Annotated in this window: 19 protein-coding genes; 16 read left to right on the top strand and 3 right to left on the bottom strand. The window is 62.9% G+C overall.

Features of this window, described 5'->3' with window-relative positions; translation table 11 throughout:
- The first annotated feature begins 115 nt into the window (after positions 1–115).
- The 14 genes from flhD (at position 116) to BOH68_RS08610 (ending at position 15,788) form a co-directional block, all read left to right on the top strand.
- Positions 116–448, top strand: coding sequence for a flagellar transcriptional regulator FlhD (gene flhD / locus BOH68_RS08675; RefSeq protein ID WP_077376174.1), 333 nt, complete (start codon positions 116–118; stop codon positions 446–448).
- Positions 445–1,008 (top strand): flagellar transcriptional regulator FlhC, encoded by a 564-nt coding sequence (gene flhC, locus BOH68_RS08670; RefSeq protein WP_077376177.1) that lies wholly within the window; start codon positions 445–447, stop codon positions 1,006–1,008. The genes flhD and flhC overlap by 4 nt, the downstream gene beginning before the upstream one ends.
- Before the next feature lie 234 nt (positions 1,009–1,242).
- On the top strand, positions 1,243–2,112 hold the full coding sequence (gene motA, locus BOH68_RS08665; RefSeq protein WP_077376180.1) for a flagellar motor stator protein MotA: 870 nt from the start codon (positions 1,243–1,245) through the stop codon (positions 2,110–2,112).
- A 53-nt stretch (positions 2,113–2,165) separates the two neighbouring features.
- Entirely contained in the window at positions 2,166–3,107 is a 942-nt protein-coding gene (motB, locus tag BOH68_RS08660; RefSeq protein WP_077376183.1) for a flagellar motor protein MotB, read from the top strand.
- Between the two features lie 74 nt (positions 3,108–3,181).
- Positions 3,182–5,317: a chemotaxis protein CheA gene (gene cheA, locus BOH68_RS08655; protein ID WP_077376186.1), complete on the top strand. Its 2,136-nt coding sequence runs from the start codon at positions 3,182–3,184 to the stop codon at positions 5,315–5,317.
- 54 nt (positions 5,318–5,371) lie between these two features.
- Positions 5,372–5,905 carry a chemotaxis protein CheW gene (locus tag BOH68_RS08650; RefSeq protein WP_077376189.1) on the top strand — a complete coding sequence of 178 codons (534 nt, stop codon included), beginning with the start codon at positions 5,372–5,374 and terminating at the stop codon, positions 5,903–5,905.
- Positions 5,906–6,138: 233 nt separating this feature from the next.
- Entirely contained in the window at positions 6,139–7,947 is a 1,809-nt protein-coding gene (locus BOH68_RS08645) for a methyl-accepting chemotaxis protein (protein WP_077376193.1), read from the top strand.
- 77 nt (positions 7,948–8,024) lie between these two features.
- Positions 8,025–8,891, top strand: coding sequence for a CheR family methyltransferase (locus BOH68_RS08640; protein ID WP_077376196.1), 867 nt, complete (start codon positions 8,025–8,027; stop codon positions 8,889–8,891).
- 160 nt (positions 8,892–9,051) lie between these two features.
- Entirely contained in the window at positions 9,052–10,329 is a 1,278-nt protein-coding gene (locus BOH68_RS08635) for a protein-glutamate methylesterase/protein-glutamine glutaminase (RefSeq protein WP_258038257.1), read from the top strand.
- Positions 10,330–10,523: 194 nt separating this feature from the next.
- Entirely contained in the window at positions 10,524–10,913 is a 390-nt protein-coding gene (gene cheY, locus BOH68_RS08630; RefSeq protein WP_077376199.1) for a chemotaxis response regulator CheY, read from the top strand.
- A gap of 46 nt (positions 10,914–10,959) precedes the next feature.
- On the top strand, positions 10,960–11,661 hold the full coding sequence (cheZ, locus tag BOH68_RS08625) for a protein phosphatase CheZ (protein WP_170877416.1): 702 nt from the start codon (positions 10,960–10,962) through the stop codon (positions 11,659–11,661).
- Positions 11,662–11,789: 128 nt separating this feature from the next.
- Positions 11,790–13,118 carry a flagellar biosynthesis protein FlhB gene (gene flhB / locus BOH68_RS08620; RefSeq protein ID WP_077376201.1) on the top strand — a complete coding sequence of 443 codons (1,329 nt, stop codon included), beginning with the start codon at positions 11,790–11,792 and terminating at the stop codon, positions 13,116–13,118.
- Complete coding sequence (gene flhA, locus BOH68_RS08615; protein WP_077376204.1) at positions 13,115–15,211, top strand: flagellar biosynthesis protein FlhA; 2,097 nt, start codon at positions 13,115–13,117, stop codon at positions 15,209–15,211. The genes flhB and flhA overlap by 4 nt, the downstream gene beginning before the upstream one ends.
- A 70-nt stretch (positions 15,212–15,281) precedes the next feature.
- The gene (locus BOH68_RS08610) at positions 15,282–15,788 is read left to right on the top strand and encodes a flagellar protein FlhE (protein ID WP_139345461.1); all 507 of its coding nucleotides are present in this window, start codon (positions 15,282–15,284) and stop codon (positions 15,786–15,788) included.
- Positions 15,789–15,992: 204 nt separating this feature from the next.
- On the opposite strand, the gene BOH68_RS08605 is transcribed toward BOH68_RS08610, so the two are convergent.
- The 3 genes from BOH68_RS08605 to flgA all read right to left on the bottom strand — a co-directional run bounded on the left by BOH68_RS08605 (position 15,993) and on the right by flgA (position 17,710).
- Positions 15,993–16,466, bottom strand: a complete 474-nt coding sequence (locus BOH68_RS08605) for a flagella synthesis protein FlgN (RefSeq protein ID WP_077376210.1) — start codon at positions 16,464–16,466, stop codon at positions 15,993–15,995.
- Complete coding sequence (gene flgM / locus BOH68_RS08600) at positions 16,463–16,735, bottom strand: flagellar biosynthesis anti-sigma factor FlgM (RefSeq protein WP_167593006.1); 273 nt, start codon at positions 16,733–16,735, stop codon at positions 16,463–16,465. Before flgM ends, BOH68_RS08605 begins: the two co-directional genes overlap by 4 nt.
- Positions 16,736–16,933: 198 nt before the next feature.
- Positions 16,934–17,710, bottom strand: coding sequence for a flagellar basal body P-ring formation chaperone FlgA (gene flgA / locus BOH68_RS08595; protein WP_170877417.1), 777 nt, complete (start codon positions 17,708–17,710; stop codon positions 16,934–16,936).
- 320 nt (positions 17,711–18,030) lie between these two features.
- Between flgA and flgB the strand changes: the two genes are divergently transcribed.
- Both flgB and flgC read left to right on the top strand, forming a co-directional pair.
- The gene (gene flgB, locus BOH68_RS08590) at positions 18,031–18,453 is read left to right on the top strand and encodes a flagellar basal body rod protein FlgB (RefSeq protein WP_077376218.1); all 423 of its coding nucleotides are present in this window, start codon (positions 18,031–18,033) and stop codon (positions 18,451–18,453) included.
- Positions 18,453–18,941 (top strand): flagellar basal body rod protein FlgC, encoded by a 489-nt coding sequence (gene flgC / locus BOH68_RS08585; RefSeq protein WP_077376221.1) that lies wholly within the window; start codon positions 18,453–18,455, stop codon positions 18,939–18,941. Before flgB ends, flgC begins: the two co-directional genes overlap by 1 nt.
- Positions 18,942–18,971: the final 30 nt, after the last annotated feature.

Here is an 18,971-nt window from a genome sequence, read left to right as displayed (position 1 = left end):
CAGAAATGACATACCAGAAATGTAGGGTCACTACATCTAAATCATAAGGTCTGGCGATGGATCAGCCGTTTTCTTGTGTTGATCTCGATAAGATCAGGCTATTCAGGGAACCTTTATGTCTTCACTTCTCAACGATATCCAGAGTGTCAATCTCTCCTATCTTCTTCTCGTGCAGCGTTTGCTGGCCGAAGATGTCGATATGGCAAGGGTACGTCTTGGCCTCAGTCAGGAAATGGCAGATATATTGTCCGGGATGAGTGTCAGTCAGCTGGTATCGCTGTCTTCCTGCAATCAGTTGTTGTGTGAGTTGGCCCTGGATGATGCGGCTCAGCTCAAGGGAGTGCTTCAGGGGGGGCGCGACCAGGATTTCGGTGCCATGCACACGGCCATGTTGTTGAATGCACGTCAGGCGGGCTCGGTCACCCGCCTGGGCGGTGCTGGACAATGAGTCAGAAGAGTCTGGTGGATGAATTGCAGCAGCTGCAGCTGGCGGTCGAATTGATCGAGCTGGGGGCTCGTCTGCAGGTGCTCGAGACAGAGACGGAAATCAGTCGTGCGCGTCTGGTGAAGCTGTACAAGGAGGTGCGCGGCGTCTCCCCGCCCAAGGGCATGCTGCCGTTTTCCACGGATTGGTTCATGACCTGGCAGCCCAACCTGCACGCGTCCCTCTTCCATGGCTTCTATCGTCGCCTGCGCTCCCAGGGTGTGCCGCGCATGGATGCCTTCGTCAAGGCGTATCGCTTCTACCTCGAGCACGTGGGGGAGGAGGAGCCGGTACTGGCGCTGACCCGCGCCTGGACACTGGTGCGCTTCTTCGAGAGTGAACTGCTGGACCTGGCGACCTGCCAGACCTGTACCGGCCACTTCGTGATTCATGCCCATACCCCCTCGCAGGATTACGTGTGCGGTATCTGCCAGCCGCCTTCCCGTGCCGGGAAGACAGCGGCGCGTCGCAAGGCTCGGGAGCAGGACATGCAGCGCGAGGCACTCGCGGTCAAGCTCGGCTGATGCGCCTCTTGGTCCCTTTAGTGTCACGATAGAAAGGCTCGCCTCCCGGTGAGCCTTTTTTGTTGCCCTGAGTGAGGCAGCGGCGCGTCTCTGGTTGTGGGCGCTCTCACGTCTTGTGCCTGCAACGGCCGGCAAGGCAATGCGTGAACGTTTTCCCACATGACCCTCAAGACCTCCCACGTGCGGCCGATAACCGTTGAGACGTGAGGTCGATCGCATGCCAAGGGGGTGGTTGTGTTGCTTTTCATAGGTTATCTGGTGGTGATCGGGTCGACCCTGGGTGGGTATCTGATGGTGGGGGGGCATCTGGCGGTGCTGATGCAGCCCGCTGAGCTGTTGATCATCTTCGGCTCGGCGGTAGGTGCCTTCTTGGCGGGCAACAATGGCAAGGCCATCAAGGCGACCGGCAAGGCGTTCTCCAGACTCAAGCGAACGCGCGGTTACAACAAGTCGTTGTACATGGAAGTCATCAGCCTGCTGTATCTGCTGCTTTCCAAGTCGCGCCAGCAGGGCATGCTGGCCATCGAGCAGGATATCGACAATCCCCAGGAGAGTGCGCTGTTCGCGGAGTATCCGCGCGTGCTGTCGGACCCGATTCTGATGAACTTCATCACGGATTATCTGCGCTTGATGGTCAGCGGCAACATGGACCCCTTCGAGCTGGAATCCCTGATGGAGCATGAGATCGAGACCTTCAAGCACGAGACCGAGATCCCGGTCCATTCGTTGTCTGCGGTGGCGGACGGACTGCCTGCCTTCGGGATCGTGGCTGCCGTCATGGGGGTCGTGCATGCGCTGGCCTCCGCGGATCAGGGCGCTGCTCAGCTTGGCGTCCTGATCGCCAATGCCATGGTCGGCACCTTCCTGGGGATTCTGCTGGCCTATGGGTTCGTGACGCCGGTGGCCAACAAGATCCAGCACGAAGTGCATGAGGCCGTGAAGATGATGCAGTGCATCCGCGTCATCCTGATGGCCTCGCTCAATGGCTATGCGCCGCAGATTTCCGTCGAGTTCGGCCGCAAGGCGCTGTTCACCGCCGAGCGCCCCAGCTTCAATGAGCTGGAAGAACATGTTCGCGACATCAAGAACAAGGGAGCCGGCTGACATGAGCGCAAGCATCCCGACGACGGGGACGCCGAGACACGGGGAGACGGCGCATGAGTGAGACGCGCAGACCGATCGTCATCAAGCGACCCAAGATCGTGAAGGGCCATCACGGCGGCGGCTGGAAGATTGCCTACGCCGACTTCATGACGGCGATGATGGCCTTCTTCTTGGTGATGTGGGTGATCTCGAATGCCTCTGATGAAGACCTCAGGGAAATCTCCGACTACTTCGGTGCGCCGCTGGAAATCTCGCTGCTGGGCGGTGATCGCAACTCCGCCTCCAGCAGTGCCATTCCCGGTGGGGGATTCATGGCCGAGGAAGTCCAGGGGGAGAAGGGCGCGGATGTCTCGCGCATGCAGCGTCAGGCACTGGCGGAAGAGGCGCGTTTCGCGGATATCCGTGACGAGATCGACAGCATCATGTCGCAGCAGATGCGTGAAGACCCATCGCTTGCTGAGCTGCGCGAGCAGCTGCAGATCGAGCTGACCGCGGAAGGCCTGCGTATCCAGATCACGGACAGTGATCAGCATCCGATGTTTGCCCTTGGCAGCAAGCAGCCCTCGGCACAGCTTTCCCAACTGCTGTCCCTGCTGGCGCCGATTCTGGCGCGCCTGCCCAATCACCTGAGCATCACCGGACACACCGACAATCGTCCCTTTGTCGGTGAGGGAGGCTATGGCAACTGGGAGCTGTCCACTGATCGTGCCAATGTCGCGCGCCGAGTGCTGGTCGCGCATGGGCTGGCGGTCGATCGCATCGTGCGTGTCGTCGGAATGGGGTCACGCATCAGTCTGGACAGCCAGGACCCGCAGGCCGCCGTGAACCGACGCATCAGCCTGATGGTGCTCAGTCACACCGCCTATCGCGAAATCACTGACAGCAACGGGGTCAATCCGCGCCCGGCAGAGAACATCGACAGCCTCAGGGCGCGCCTCGAACAGCTAGCAAGTCCCGGCGAGATTCGTGATGCCCGGACTGGGGTTGAGAGCTAGCCCTCAAAGCTAGCCCCCGAGAGCTGACCCCGAAAGACAGAAGGCAGGTCAACGGATGCCAACCGAGAGCGCACATGGACATCAGTGAATTTTACGACACCTTCTTCGAGGAGGCGCGGGAGCTGCTGGCGGAGATGGAAAAGCAGCTGCTGGCGCTGGATGTCGAGACCCCGGATGCCGAGCAGCTCAATGCGATCTTTCGTGCTGCCCACTCCATCAAGGGCGGCGCTGCGACCTTCGGCTTCAGCGTATTGCAAGAGACGACCCATCATCTCGAGAACCTGCTTGACCATGCGCGCCGTGGAGAACTTGTGCTGCGGGCGGCGCATATCGATCGCTTCCTGGAGACCAAGGACATGCTGGAAGATCAACTGGAAGCGTATCGCAATGCGCAGACGCCAGATCCGGAGGCCTATGCGCACATCGTCAGTGTGCTCAAGCAACTGGCCGAGGAGGAGATGCTCCAGCACGTGCCCGCCAAGCACGACTCATCTGAGAGCCAGCAGGGAGAGCCCGATGCTGACGGAGAGCCTGGGGGGGAGCAGGGCGCGCCTCTCGCCGTCGATCCCGGCCCTGACGCGGTGCCGGGAGCCGAGGGAGAGCCGCGCATGCAGATCAGTCTCATGTTCGTGCCTGACCGTGACAGGGAGTTGCTGATCGAGGAGCTGGGCAATCTCGGGGAGGTACTTGGCGTCCAGGGAGATGAGCAGGTCTGCACCGTCGTTCTTGCCACCACCGTGGCTGCCGACGACATCGAAGCCGTGCTGTGCTTCGTGATCGAGCCTGAGCAGATTCTCATCGAACCGCTGTCTGACGTGGCGCCCTCGGCTGGATCATGCCGTCTTTCGGTACAGGCGGTAGAGGCGGTAGAGGCGGTAGAGGCGGTGCCGGCCGTGGAGGTGTCCGCCCCGGTCCGCCACCCCATGGAAGCCCTCGAGCCACCGACTGAGCCAGCGGATCGCCGTCAATCACGTGGACGACGTGCCACGGATGTCCCGCAGGAGCAAGGGTCGATTCGGGTGGGGGTCGACAAGGTGGATACCATCATCAATCTGGTGGGCGAGCTGATCATCACGCAGTCGATGCTCGAACAGACAGCCTGCGCCAGCTCGCCACTGGATCAGGCGGCGCTGGTCAGTGGCATCAGCCAGCTGCAACGCAATGCGCGTGATCTGCAGGAAGCGGTCATGTCCGTGCGCATGATGCCGATGGATTATGTCTTCTCGCGTTTCCCGCGGCTGATCCGTGACCTTGCCGGACGACTCGGCAAGCAGGTCGAGCTGGTCAGTCATGGCCATGACACCGAGCTGGACAAGAGTCTGATCGAGCGGATCATCGACCCGCTGACCCATCTGGTGCGCAACAGTCTCGATCATGGCATTGAATTGCCTGATGTTCGCCAGGCTCAGGGCAAGTCCGCCCAGGGTACCCTGACGCTATCGGCGCGCCACCAGGGTGGCAACATCGTCATCGAGGTCATGGACGATGGCGCCGGGCTGGATCGCGCGCGCATTCTGGCCAAGGCGCGCAGCCACGGGATGGCGGTGGATGACGGCTTGAGCGATGACGAGGTCTGGCAGCTGATCTTCGCGCCGGGCTTCTCCACCGCACAGCAGGTCAGTGATGTCTCCGGGCGGGGCGTGGGGATGGATGTGGTCAAGCGCAACATCCAGGCGATGGGTGGGCATGTCGAGCTTGCGTCGCGCAAGGGCAGCGGCACCACGACGCGGATCGTGCTCCCGCTGACGTTGGCGATTCTGGAAGGCATGGCCATTCGCGCCGGCGAGGAGATCTATATTCTGCCGCTGTCCGCGGTGGTGGAATCCCTGCAGCCGACGAGTGACATGCTGTTCAGCATGGTGGGAAGTGACCGGTTGCTCAAGGTGCGCGAAGAGTATCTCGGCCTGGTGGCCTTGCATGAGGTTTTCGACGTGCCGGGTGCCAGAACACGGCCTGAAGAGGGCATCGTGGTCGTGGTGCAAGGCAAGGGTCGCCAATATGCCTTGCTGGTCGATGAGCTGATCGGGCAGCAACAGGTCGTGGTCAAGAATCTGGAGAAGAACTATCGCAAGGTGCCTGGCGTGTCCTCGGCGACCATTCTGGGAGATGGGCGTGTGTCCCTGATCCTGGATGTCCATGACCTGCATCGGCTCGGACGCCAGGGCGGGCAGCTGGCGGCACGTCAGGACGGCGCGCTGGCGCTGGCCTGACGTCCATCACGTTTCATCGGCGGGTGACGCCAACTTCACTGACAGGATATCAGCATGACGAGCACACGGTTTTCGAGCATCCAGCACTCAGATGTCGGTCTGGCGCAGGATCACGCCAGCAGCGCCAGTGACGGCGGCCAGTATCTGGTGTTCAGCCTTGGCGAGGAGCATTACGCCGTCGATATCCTCAAGGTCCAGGAGATCCGCGGTTACGAGAATGTCACGCGTATCGCCAATGCGCCGGCCTTCATCAAGGGCGTGACCAATCTGCGTGGTGTCATCGTACCGATCGTCGATCTGCGTCTGAAATTCAATCTCGGGGCAGCCGAGTACACCGCACAGACCGTCGTGATCGTGATCAACCTCGGGGCGCGTGTGGTGGGCATCGTCGTGGATGGTGTCTCGGACGTGATCAGCCTCGCGGCAGACCAGCTGCTGCCGCCGCCTGAATTCGGAGCACGCCTGAAAAGTGACTTCCTCGCAGGACTGGCGACGGTCAATGAACACATGCTGTTGATCATGGACATCGAACGCATGATGACCAGCGAGGAAATGGCCTTGATGGACCCTGAGACCGCAGTGGTCTGATTCCTCCCCGGTGTTCACTCAAGCCGCCCACACGACAGACGCCGCCATCCGAAAAGGTGGCGGCGTCTGTCGTGTGACAGCTGACGATTGTGGTCTGTCGGCGGCGGGCAGGCCTTGCGTGACGAGATTCAAGTTTCGGTGGCGTCGGCCGATAGTGACTGGCAGAGGCAGGCGGGAGTGTCCAGGGAAGTGGTGCAGCTATCGAAGGTTCGTCGCGAGGGCAATGAAGGGACATGCGAAACAATCAGCCGGTGACTGCCAGGGAATATCCCATTGGCGAGCATGATTATCTGATTTCCAGAACGGATCTTCAGGGGCGAATTACCTACGCCAACTCGGTGTTCATCGAGGTCAGTGGTTTCACGCGCGATGAGTTGATCGGCGCGCCGCACAATCTGGTGCGGCACCCGCAAATGCCCGAGGCGGCCTTCGAGAATCTCTGGTCCACCCTGAAGAGTGGCAAGAACTGGCAGGGGCTGGTCAAGAACCGACGCAAGGATGGCGACTTCTATTGGGTGGATGCCTGCGTCACGCCGTTGATGGAAAACGGCGAGGTGATGGGGTTTGCCTCGGTACGGGTCAAGGCCAGCCGTGAGCAGATCGAGCGTGCCGAGCGTGCCTATCGGGCCATGGAGGCGGGTGAGGGTGGCTATCGTCTGTTGCGCGGACAGATCATCAGCACCGGTGTGTCGGGCATCTTCCGGCGATTTACGCGGTGGCGACTGGCACGCCGTATCGCGTCATTGGTGTTGCTGCCGGTCGGGGCGAGCCTCGTGTTGGGCATTTCAGCGCTGGAACTGCTGGAATCGAGTCATGTGCATTCCCAGACATTGGCGGCAGAGCTCAAAGGTCAGCTGGCCGGTGCAGCCGGGGGGCTGGAGAGAATACAGGCGCTGGAAGCCCGGCAGCATGCCCAGCAGACCCGGCTGCAACTCGCGCAGTGGTTGGTGGCTGGTGGGCTTGGCATCACCGTGCTGCTGACCTGCCTGCTGGGGGTTCATACCTATCAGCGCCTGGTACGCCCTCTGAGACGCACGCTGGATTTCGCACGCCAGGTGGCGGCCGGCAACCTATCCCAATCGATGGTGCTGGAGGGCAGTGATGAGGTGGCACGGCTGGTCCAGTCACTGGACAGCATGCGCAAGTCGCTGGTGGGGATCGTCAGTGAGGTCAATGCCGGGATCAGTATCGTGCGACCGGCCGCGACGGATATCAGCCACGGCAATCAGGATTTCTCGTCCCGCGTCGAACAGCAGGCCGCTTCGCTTGAGGAAACGGCTGCCAGCATGGAGCAGATGACCGGCACGGTCCGCCAGAACGCCGACAATGCCAGCCAGGCATCGCGTCTGGCCGACCAGACCACCCGTGCCTCCCGCGAGGGGGACGAGGCGATGCAGGCCGTGGTCGAACGCATGCAAGGCATCACCGCCACTTCGCGGCAGATGGCTGACATCATCAAGGTCATCGATTCGATCGCCTTCCAGACCAACCTGCTGGCACTCAATGCCTCGGTGGAAGCGGCGAGAGCCGGAGAACATGGGCGCGGATTCGCCGTCGTGGCCGGTGAGGTGCGCAACCTTGCCTCACGCAGTGCCGAGGCGGCTCGTCAGATCAAGTCGCTGATCGACACGACTCAACGCGAGATTCATGCAGGCGGCACCCGTGTCGATGAGGCACGTGCCACCATGGTGGACATCGTGGCGGGCATTTCGCGCGTCAATGATCTGATCGCCGAAATCTCCGCGGCCTCGCGGGAACAATCCGGCGGGATCGAGCAGATCAACATGGCCATCAACGAGATGGAGCAGGCGACACAGCAGAACGCCCAGCGCGTTCAGAGCAGCGCCCATCTCGCGCAGGACCTGGAGGGCTCGGTGGCCGGGCTGTCGCATGCCGTCAACGTGTTTCGCTTCGGTGGCGAAGGGCCTGAGCGCGTGCCAGCGCGCTCGCCATCCGTGCCGACAGAGGCGGCCCGTGACAGCGTCCGGTCAGCTGACCCTGCGGGACATGATCAGGGCGGCGATCAGTGGAAAAGCTTCTAGGTTTCGCTCCCCACTCAGGCAAAGGTGTCTCCCGAGTCCCTGCGCAGGAGGCTGGAGGGCTTGCGCGTGATCTGGAGATGACGGAAGACGATTTTGCCCGGATCGCGCGTCTGATCTATCAGCGAGCGGGCATCGTGCTGGCGCGTCACAAGCGCGAGATGGTCTACAGCCGGCTGTCTCGCCGTCTGCGGCTGCATGGGCTCACCCGTTTCAGCGATTATCTGGCGATGCTGGAAGGCGGTCGCGCGTCCGGAGCCAAGGATGAATGGCCAGCCTTCATCAACGCGCTGACGACCAATCTCACCGCCTTTTTCCGCGAGCCTCATCACTTCACCCTGCTGAGTCATTTCCTCGAGCAACGCCTGCAGGCGCGAGGGGGCAAGTTGCGCATCTGGTGTGCGGCGGCCTCCACGGGCGAAGAGCCCTATTCGATCGCGATGGTACTGCGTGAGGTGCTCGGCGCTGCTGCGGACCAGGTGGAGCTGATCGCCACGGATATCGACACCGATGCCCTCAACGAGGCCGAAGCCGGGGTCTATCCCCTCGAGCGCATCGCCAAGCTGGGGGATGAGCGCTGCAAGCGCTTCTTGCTGCGCGGCAGCGGTCGCCGAGAGGGGCTGGTCCGAGTCAAACCCGAGATTCGACGTCTGGTGCGTTATCGCCAGCTGAATCTGCTTGATGCTCAGTGGGGGCTGGGCAATGGATTTGACGCGATCTTCTGTCGCAACGTCATGATCTATTTCGACAAGGCGACGCAGTCGCGCCTGCTGGATCGCTTTGCCTTGATGCTCAAGCCGGATGGACTGCTGTTCGCCGGCCATTCCGAGAACTTCTCCTGGCTCAATGACGCCTTCACGCTGCGCGGCCAGACCGTCTATACCCTGTCGGAACGCAAGCGTGCGGAGATCTTCACGCACGACGGAAAGCCCCTGTCCAGCGGCTGAGAGCATGTCTCGGCATGCGTAGGTGGGCATCGGTCCACGATCGGCGTTGCCCGAGGGGCGCATGAGCATTCATCAACGATTCGTCATCATTGCCAGGCGTGGTTGTGCGAGGCGATTCACCACCGCTGGCCTACTCGATAGACCGCCCGGGAGTCACAGGATGTACAAGCGAACCTCATCATCGACCTCGCATGGCGCAATGTCCGGTCGCCATGAACTCGACAGCGGCGATGCGGCGGCCGGCGCCCTGGCGGACGGTTCCTTGAGCAGCGCGGTGCCGATTCGTGTGCTGTGTGTCGACGATTCCGCACTGATCCGCGAGCTGATGAGCGAGATCATCAATGCGCAGCCAGACATGGAGGTGGTCGCCAGTGCGCCGGACCCGCTGGTGGCCAGAGACCTGATCAAGCGTCACGACCCGGATGTCCTGACCCTGGATGTGGAAATGCCGCGCATGGACGGTCTCGAGTTTCTGGAGCGCCTGATGCGCCTGCGGCCGATGCCGGTCGTGATGGTCTCGTCGCTGACCGAACGCGGTGGCGAAATCACCCTGCGTGCCCTGGAGCTCGGAGCCGTGGATTTCGTGTCCAAGCCGCGCCTGGGGATTCGGGGTGGCATGCTGGAATATGCCGATGTGATCGCCGACAAGATTCGTGCCGCAGCCCAGGCTCGGGTCCGCCCCATGACACCGTGCTCTGTTCGACAACCCGCTCGACAATCGTCAGCTTCGTCTGTTCGACAAGTGCCTGCGCCGATGGATGCCGCCCATGTCGCGCCCGCACAGGGCAGCCACGCATCTGACGCCAGAGCGGCGCGCGCTCGTGGTGCGGGTCGTCCGCTGCTTTCAAGCGAGAAGCTGATCGTGCTGGGTGCCTCGACGGGCGGCACCGAGGCCATCCGTGCCGTGCTGGAACCGCTGCCCGCCGATGCACCGGCGGTTCTGATCACTCAGCACATGCCGCCGGGGTTCACGCGTTCCTTTGCCCAGCGCCTCGATGGCCTCTGCCGCATTGCCGTCAAGGAGGCGGAGCACGGAGAGCGCGTGCTGCCCGGGCATGCCTACATCGCCCCCGGTGATTCCCATATGACGCTCGCGCGCAGTGGCGCCAACTATGTGATCGCGCTGGATCAGCGTCCGCCGGTCAATCGTCATCGTCCTTCGGTGGACGTGCTGTTCGAGTCGGTGGCACGGGTAGCCGGACGCAATGCGCAGGGCGTGATACTCACGGGCATGGGCCGTGATGGCGCTCAAGGACTGCTGCTGATGCGTCAGGCAGGGGCACATACCCTCGCGCAGGATGAGCAGAGTTGCGTGGTCTACGGCATGCCTCGTGAGGCAGATGCGCTGGGTGCGGCGGAGGTGGTGCTGCCTCTGACGCGAATCAGTGCCCACCTCCTGGCCCAGACCCAGCTTTCGGGGCGCTCGCAGCGTGTCTGAGCCCGTCAGCGAATCCCCGGGGATTCACGGTAAAGTTTGCGCGCGCGGGGTCGATAAGTGACTGACAGGACGGCATTGACAGCCTTGAGGGTGGTCGGGTCGCAAGGCTTGCGAGGCGGATGCACCCGGCGTCGTGACCCTTGGCGGGCGCCCCTTCACGTTCACTTGTTCACTTACAGAGAGTCTGACCACTGATGGCTGACACATCCCTGCGTATTCTCGTCGTCGACGATTTTCCCACCATGCGTCGCATCGTGCGCAACCTGCTCAAGGAGCTAGGGTTCACCAATGTAGAGGAAGCCGAAGATGGTCAGCAGGCGCTGGAAGCCTTGCGCCAGGGAAGCTATGGGCTGGTGATCTCGGACTGGAACATGCCGAATCTGGACGGCCTGCAGATGCTCAGGCAGATCCGCGCCAGTGAGGCATTGGCCAGCTTGCCCGTGCTGATGGTGACGGCAGAAGCCAAGAAGGAAAACATCATCGCTGCCGCCCAGGCGGGGGCCAGTGGTTATGTGGTCAAGCCGTTCACGGCAGCGGTGCTGGAAGAGAAACTGGCCAAGGTCTTCGAGAAGCACGGCCTCTAGACGACCGTGCGGTCGTCGACTGATGGCCGCCGGCCAGGAGAAAGGCATGAGCAATCCCGAACAGATGTCGGTATCCCCGGCCACGCAATCCGAGTTGCCGATACAGCCCGCTGACAGTGATGGCACGCCGGAGACTGGTGAAGAGCTGATTCAGCGTATCGGACGTTTGACCCGCATGTTGCGTGACAACATGCGGGAATTGGGTCTGGACCGTGAGATAGAGCGTGCGGCGGAGGCCATTCCCGATGCACGGGATCGCCTCAATTACGTGGCCAGCACCACGGAAAAGGCCGCGGATCGTGCGCTGAACGCCTGCGAACGTGCCCAGCCACTTCAGGATGCCCTGGCGAGTCATGCCCAGGGGCTGAGCGCTCGCTGGGATGCCTGGTATGCGCAACCCGTGGCGCTGGATCAAGCGCGCGAGCTGGTGGTGGATACCCGCGCCTATCTGTCTGCGGTCCCCGAGCAGGCTGCAGCCACCAATGCGCAATTGCTCGAGATCATGATGGCTCAGGACTTTCAGGATCTGACCGGGCAGGTGATCAAGCGCATGATGGACGTGATTCAACAGATCGAACAGCAGCTGCTGCAGCTGTTGATTGACAACTCTCCCGAGGCGCATGCCCGTACGGCACGCCGGATCAGCGGGAGTTCGCTGTTGAACGGGCCTCAGGTGAAGGCAGGAGGACCCGATGTGGTCCAGGGTCAGGATGAAGTCGATGATCTGCTCGATAGCCTCGGCTTTTGACGCAGCGAGTGACGACATGAGTCCGAGTCGATTTTTGGCGTTATTCCGCGCTTTGATCCTGACGTCGGGAGGCACAATGGCGGGCATGATTCCCGGGCATTGGTCGCCTGACGGCAGTGGAGCGGCAGGTGTCCGACGAGCAGAGCAGTGACGACAAGACGGAAGAGGCGACGCCTCACCGTCTGCAGAAGGCCCGCGAGGAAGGGCAGGTGCCACGCTCGCGCGAGCTGGCGACCTTCCTGTTGCTGGGCGGTGGCGCCGGCGCGTTGTGGCTGTATGCCGGTGTGCTGGGCGATACCCTGGAGCGCATCCTGGGCCAGGCTTTCGGTTTCGATCGCACGCTGGCACTGGATAGTCGCGTCATGCTCGCCAATGCCTTGATGCTGGGGCAGGAGGCGTTGATCGCCCTGTTGCCGCTGTTTGCGTTGCTGGTCGTGCTGGCGCTTGTCGGGCCTATTCTGCTGGGTGGCTGGATGTTCTCCACCAAGTCGCTGGCTCCCTCGCTTGGCAAACTCAATCCGATCAAGGGCATCGGGCGGATGTTCTCGAGTCAGGCCCTAGCCGAACTGGCCAAGACGATTGCCAAGTCGCTGCTGGTCGGCGGGGTGGTGGTGCTGTATCTGCATGCGCAGCGCCAGGAGTTGATGGCCTTGATGCTGATGCCGCTGGACAACGCGCTGGCGGATGCCTTGACGCTCGTGGCGCGATGCACGGCGCTGGCGGTCGTGATGCTGATCGTGCCGACCCTGATGGACGTCCCCTATCAGCTGTGGAGCCATGCCAAGAAGCTGCGCATGAGTCTCGAAGAGATCAAGCGTGAGCACAAGGAGACGGATGGCGATCCTCAGGTCAAGGCGCGCATTCGTCAGCAGCAGCAGGCAATGGCGCGGGCACGCATGATGACGGAGGTGCCGCGAGCGGACGTCATCGTCACCAATCCGACCCATTTCGCGGTGGCGTTGGTCTATCGCGAGTCGGACATGCGCGCGCCACGCGTGGTGGCCAAGGGACGTGATCAGGTAGCGCTGCGCATTCGCGAGCTCGGGGAGGCGCATGCCGTGCCGGTCCTGAATGCTCCGCCATTGGCGCGTGCCCTGCATGCCCACGTCGAGCTCGAGCAGGAAATCCCCCTTGCCCTCTATCAGGTGATCGCCGAGGTGCTCGCCTGGGCCATGCGCTTGAAGCGCGCCCGAGACCACGGGGGGCTTCGGCCGCGTGATCCCGAGGGCCTCGAGGTGCCGCAGGACCTGCAGGTCCCGCCAGAGGCACAAGCTCACACGGGGAGCGCTGACGAATCCCCGAACGCTGACGCCGGTGACATCGACGCCGGTGGCATCGACGCCGGTGGCACCGATGCCGGCGAAGACGATTCCGTCAGCACGCCGCCAGCGACACCATCCTCTTCCAGGCCGCGCGATCCGCGTGCGTCTTCACCGCCAGACGAGCCGTTTGCATGAATGCTCTCTTGTCATTGCTGGATCGCATGGGTCTCGGCACGCCAGGTCAGATGAAGGTGCTGGCGGGGCCCATGCTGATCATGATGATCCTCTCGATGATGGTGCTGCCGCTGGCGCCCTTCATTCTGGATCTGCTGTTCACCTTCAACATCGCGCTGTCGATCATGATCCTGATGGTCAGCATGTTCGCTCAGAAGCCGCTGGATTTCTCGGCATTCCCCGCCGTGCTGCTGTTCTCGACCCTGTTGCGGCTCTCGCTCAACGTGGCCTCGACACGCGTCGTGCTGCTTGAGGGACACAACGGCGGAGACGCTGCCGGCAAGGTCATCGAAGCCTTCGGACAGTTCCTGGTCGGCGGCAACTTTGCCGTGGGGCTGGTGGTGTTCTCGATTCTGGTGATCATCAACTTCATGGTCATCACCAAGGGCGCGGGGCGTATCGCCGAGGTCGGCGCGCGCTTCACGCTGGATGCGATGCCCGGCAAGCAGATGGCGATCGATGCCGATCTCAATGCGGGCCTCATCGGTGAGGACCAGGCGCGTGAGCGGCGTCGCGAAGTGGCCGAGGAATCCGACTTCTTCGGCTCGATGGACGGCGCGAGCAAGTTCGTGCGCGGTGATGCCGTGGCGGGGCTCGTGATCATGGTGGTCAACATCATCGGTGGCTTGATCATCGGTGTCGGACAGCATGGGCTGAGCATGGATGAGGCAGCCCGCACCTACACGCTGCTGACCATCGGTGATGGTCTGGTGGCCCAGATTCCCTCGCTGGTGATCTCCACCGCGGCCGGGGTCATGGTCTCGCGGGTCAACACCAATGAGGATGTTGGCCAGCAGATGATCGGCCAGCTGTTCATGAGTTCTCAGGTACTGTGGCTGGCAGCCGGTGTGATGGGGCTGTTGGGGCTGGTACCTGGCATGCCCAATCTGGTGTTCATCTTTTTCACCGTGATGCTGGGAGCGCTAGCCTGGTGGGCTGGGCGACGGGAACGACAGGAAGGCGAGGCATCAGCGCAGGAGCAGGCGCCTGCGCCAGCCGCGGCGGTTCAGGAGGTCAGTGAGGCCAGCTGGGATGATGTGCGGCTGGTGGAGCCGCTGGCGATGGAAGTTGGCCATCGGCTGATCGCCATGGTGGATGTGCGCCAGGGCGGTGAGCTGCTGTCGCGCATCAAGGGAGTGCGTCGCAAGTACGCCCAGGATATCGGTTTCCTGCCGCCGGTGGTGCATATTCGCGACAACCTCGAACTTGGGCCGAATCACTATGTCATCAGCCTCAAGGGCGCCGAGGTCGGCCGGGGCGAGGCGTATCCGGGGCGTTGGCTGGCGATCAATCCCGGCAAGGTCTCGGGCAAGTTGCCGGGCGTGGCCACCACCGAGCCGGCCTTCGGGTTGGCAGCGGTCTGGATCGAGCCGGACACCCGAGAGCAGGCCCAGGTCTACGGCTATACCGTGGTGGATACCGCCACGGTGATCACCACGCACCTCAATCATCTGATGTCACGCCATGCCTCGCAGCTGCTGGGCCGCAGTGAAGTCAGCAAGTTGCTGGAAAAGCTCGGGCCGCAGGACGGGGGGCTGGTGGAGGAAGTCGTGCCGGCGCTGGTCAGCCAGGGCACCTTGCAGCGCATTCTGCACACCCTGCTCGATGAGGAGGTGTCCATTCGCGATCTGCGCAGCATTCTGGAGGCACTGGCCGAGCACGCACCCCGCACCCAGGACCCGGCAGAGCTGACGGCCATGGTGCGGGTGGCGCTGGGACGTGCGATTACCCAGTACTGGTTCGGCGCGGAACGTGTGCTGCGGGTGATCGGTCTCGAGGCTCAGCTGGAACAGGTGTTGATGCAGGCGCTGGGCAACGGCAACGCCCTGGAGCCCGGACTTGCCGATACGCTGATGCAACATGCCGAGAGTGCCGTGACGGCTCAGGATGCGCAGGGAGATCCTTGCGTGCTGGTGGTGGGGCATTCCCTGCGCCCGCTGCTCTCGCGGTTCCTGCGTCGGCGTTTCAAGCATCTGGCAGTGCTGTCTCAGGCGGAAATCCCTGACGACAGAGAGTTGCGCGTCACGCGGATGATCGGCGGGCGTGCCGCCTGAAGGGAGTCAGGTGGGCGGCGCTCGTCCGCAAGGCCCCATCAATGAATGAGTCATCGTCAAGGAGTCAGACGTGTTTCACCCTTTTTCTTTCCTGCTTCGCCCAGACACGGAATCGGCGACGTGGCGGCCGGGCCGGCGGGTGCCGATGGTGATGGCCGCAGCGGTGCTGCTGGGGGCGTTCGGTGCTGTGCCATCGTTACAGGCGGGCAGTGCCGCCGTCATGATGAGCGTGGAGTCAGTGACCATTCGTGAGCGGGGCGAATGGTATACCCGCAAGTTGGCTATTGGTCCTGCGGTACGTGATTCGGGGCTGATGGCACCTGAAAGGACGCGTATCGGGGCGATCCACTGGCGCTACCATCTGCCCTCGGCGCCCGGGGAATGGCAGGTCATGCTGTGTCAGGCATCGCATTGCGCGCTGCTGGATGCACGACGTGGAAAGCTGACATTGCCGGAGACCATTCTCGCCACGGCGCCGTTCTCTCTGCGGGTCTACCGCAATGGTCGTGGAGTGCTGGCGCCCGCGGCGCAGCTGGAAGACATCCAGCTGGTGCTGGAGGTGGAGAGTCTGGGCTGAGCGTTCACGCCCTGCGCCCGTGCGTGGTAGCTACCCACGGCAGGCATCCGCCAGTCATGCAGGCGGTCAGAATTTCGGCCCGGTCATTGACCGGGCCTTGTCGTTTTCATGGGCGGTGAAAGCCGCAAGGACAGTGAGAACGGCAAGGAGGCAAGTGACGGGCGCCGAGGGACTGCGTGACAAGGGAGAGCGCGACGCGGGAGCTCACGCCGAGACGTTGAGCCGTGCAGGCGCAGCGCCGGGGCGGCCATCGGCACCATAGTGACCGGGTGCCCGCTCATGCAGGCTGTCGAGAATCCGACTGTGCAGCGCCATGCGCTGGCGGATCAGGTCCCCGCTCAGGCGATTGCGCGCCTGGGCGCGGCGAGTGAGGGTGACCAGTTGCCACCACGTTTGCGCCAGCAGCGGCTGTCCGGCCAGTGCCGTCTGCAGTTCCAGCGGGTCATTGGAGAGACCTGACTGCGCAAGCCAGTCACGTCGGCGAGTTTCCAGCGCCTCAAGTCGGCCGGCATTGGCCAGCTTGGCCTGGCGTATCTCATCCAGTGCGCTGGTCTGGGGCTGACGTTGTCCCAACAGTCGCTGTTCCTGCTCCAGCAGGGCGATGAAGTGCTTCAGCTCATGCTCGAGGCCATGAAAGATCGCCTCGAGCTCAAGGGGGGAGGCGGTCGCGAGGGTCATGCGTCACCCTCGAAGGCGTCGATCAGACCCTGAGCGATGCGATCGACATCGATCTTGATGCTGCCATCGGCGATGGCCTGCTTGAGACTGTCCACGCGTGCCTGGTCGATATCCTGTCCGGCATCGATGCTGCTGCTCGACAACTCGACCTGGGTGGAGTCGCCGGGGGGGGACGTGGTGGTCGCCGTCTCCTGGCTTGCCTGCGGGCGCAGCTCACGGGTGCCGTGAGTCTCACTGCGCTGCAGGGGGCCGCCGTGTTCGATCTTCATGGCCTGTCCTCTGTGATGATGGGCGTCCGCTTCAGCTGATGAGAGGCGGACGTGTCGCGGTGCCTTTGCGAGCGCAGGCATCCATCCTGCACTCCAATCGAGTATCGGCGGCTGGCGAGCCAGCTTTAGCCTCGATGAGCCATCTGGGACGTCGGGTACCAGAGCCATCGTGTTCGTGAGCGAGGCGGACACATCGGCTCAGGGGGCGACCAGACGCTGACCGATCACTCGAGCGCGCACCCAGTGGCCGGGCGAAAGCTCGATGCGGATGCGGTCATCCAGTGCACCGGACTCCAGAGCCCGCGCGCTGCGCTGCATGCTGAAGCCCTTGCCATCCACCTGATAGGTCAGCGTATCCCCGAAGTTCACCAGCGGGATGGCTTGCACACTACTGTCGCGGATGACGTCCCCCGCTCGCAAGCGGCGGCGAGTGGAAAATCCTGCCAGTTGCCCGGCTTGCGCGAAACCCTCGCCGCGCAGCTTGCCAAGTGCCGTCAGCCGCGGGCGCAGCATCTGTGCGGTCAGGGGGGTTCCGCTTGCCAGTGCTCGGGCGGCGCTCATGCGCCAGTCAAAGCGTTCCAGGCGCAGACTCAGCAGGTGTTGTTGGCCATCGGGACATGCCAGTTGCAGGCGCTTGAGGCCCGGTGACAGGCGGTCATGGCCATCTGGATAGGCGCTGAGCGTCGCCGGCATGCAGTCAGCCAGGAGTGCCGGAAGACGTCGAACTTCCAATTGCACGCCCGGCTCGTCGGGCGTGCCGAGCGGGGCATCCTTGGGCAGGCGTATCGTGACGGTGTCGCCTTCGGGGGTGGCGAAGAACGCCTGCAGCTGGTGACGCAATGCCTGCTCAGGTGTCGGTGCCGGCGACGAGGAGGGCGCGGCATGGGCGGTCGGCACGCACAGTCCCCACCCGACGAGCAGGGCGAGTCCTGCGCTGCGCCAGTGGGAGGCTGTAGTTGCTGAAGTCGGCGTCATGCTCTCTCTCATGTCGTGATCGGATTGCCCCGCCGAGCTGTTCTTGGCTGGAGGGCCTGCCGTCGACGGTGTCTGCTGTCGGGGATCGGCATCGGCATCGGCCATTGGCCATCGGCATGCAAACCGAGCGTGACACGATTGTATGACGCCCACCGACCGGGCATTACCAGAAATAGCCCCGATAAAGGGGCTTGTTCCTACCTTCATCCTCGCGCCGGCTGACTATTCTCATTCCTGCTTGAGTCAAGCTCCCCGATGGTGAGCTGATCAATGGACATCACCCATGGCCGACACGCCAGGGTGCAAGGCCGGGATACCCCATGTTTGATCGACTTGATGCCCTCATGAGTTTTCATCAGCAGGCGCTGGGCCTGCGCGCCGAGCGTCAGCAGGTGCTGGCGAGCAATATCGCCAATGCCGATACCCCGGGCTATCAGGCGCGGGATTTTGACTTTTCCTCGGCGCTCGCCAAGGCGACGTCCGCCAGCGCGGGCGCGCCTGCGGCCCTTTCCCTGGCTACGCCGCGGGCCGGGCATCAGGCGGCGCAGGGAGCCGCAACGCTGGCCGGCGTCGAGCTCATGTACCGGGTGCCCACCCAGCCGAGTCTGGATGGCAATACCGTGGACATGGACGTCGAGCGCGTCAGTTTCGCCGACAACAGCCTGCATTACGAAGCCAGTCTTGAGCTGCTGACCGGCAAGATCCAGGGCCTGCGTCTGGCCATGCAATCGGAGAACAGCTGATGCCTGACTTCAGTCTCTTCCATGTCGCCGGTTCCGCGATGGCGGCGCAATCCCAGCGACTCAATGCCATCGCCAGCAACATGGCGAATGCCGACAGCGTCGCCGGGCCCGACGGCAAGCCCTATCAGGCCCGCCAGGTGGTCTTTGAATATGCACCGCTTGCCCGTCAGGCCAATCAGGCCGCCACTGCCCTGGCGGGCATGAACTCGTCCTTCACCGGCCAGACTCTCGGCCAGCCTCTCGATCAGCGCGCCGGCATGGGCGGTGTTCAGGTCAGCTCGGTGGTGTTGAGTGATGCGCCGGCACGCAAGGAATATCGTCCTGATCACCCGCTGGCGGACGAGCAGGGCTACGTCAGTTTCTCCAACGTGGACCCGATCGCCGAGATGGTCGACATGATCGCCGCCTCCAAATCCTATGAAGCCAACGTCGAGGTCTTCAATACCTCCAAGTCGTTGCTGCGCAAGACACTGACGCTGGGTGAGTGAGCCCGGGCGTGGGATGCCTTGCCCCTCGCT

The sequence above is a fragment of the Cobetia sp. MM1IDA2H-1 genome, assembly GCF_002916775.2.
GTDB lineage: Bacteria > Pseudomonadota > Gammaproteobacteria > Pseudomonadales > Halomonadaceae > Cobetia > Cobetia marina.
Note: the sequence above shows the minus strand (reverse complement) of the source record. Positions and strands in the feature narration are given on the sequence as shown.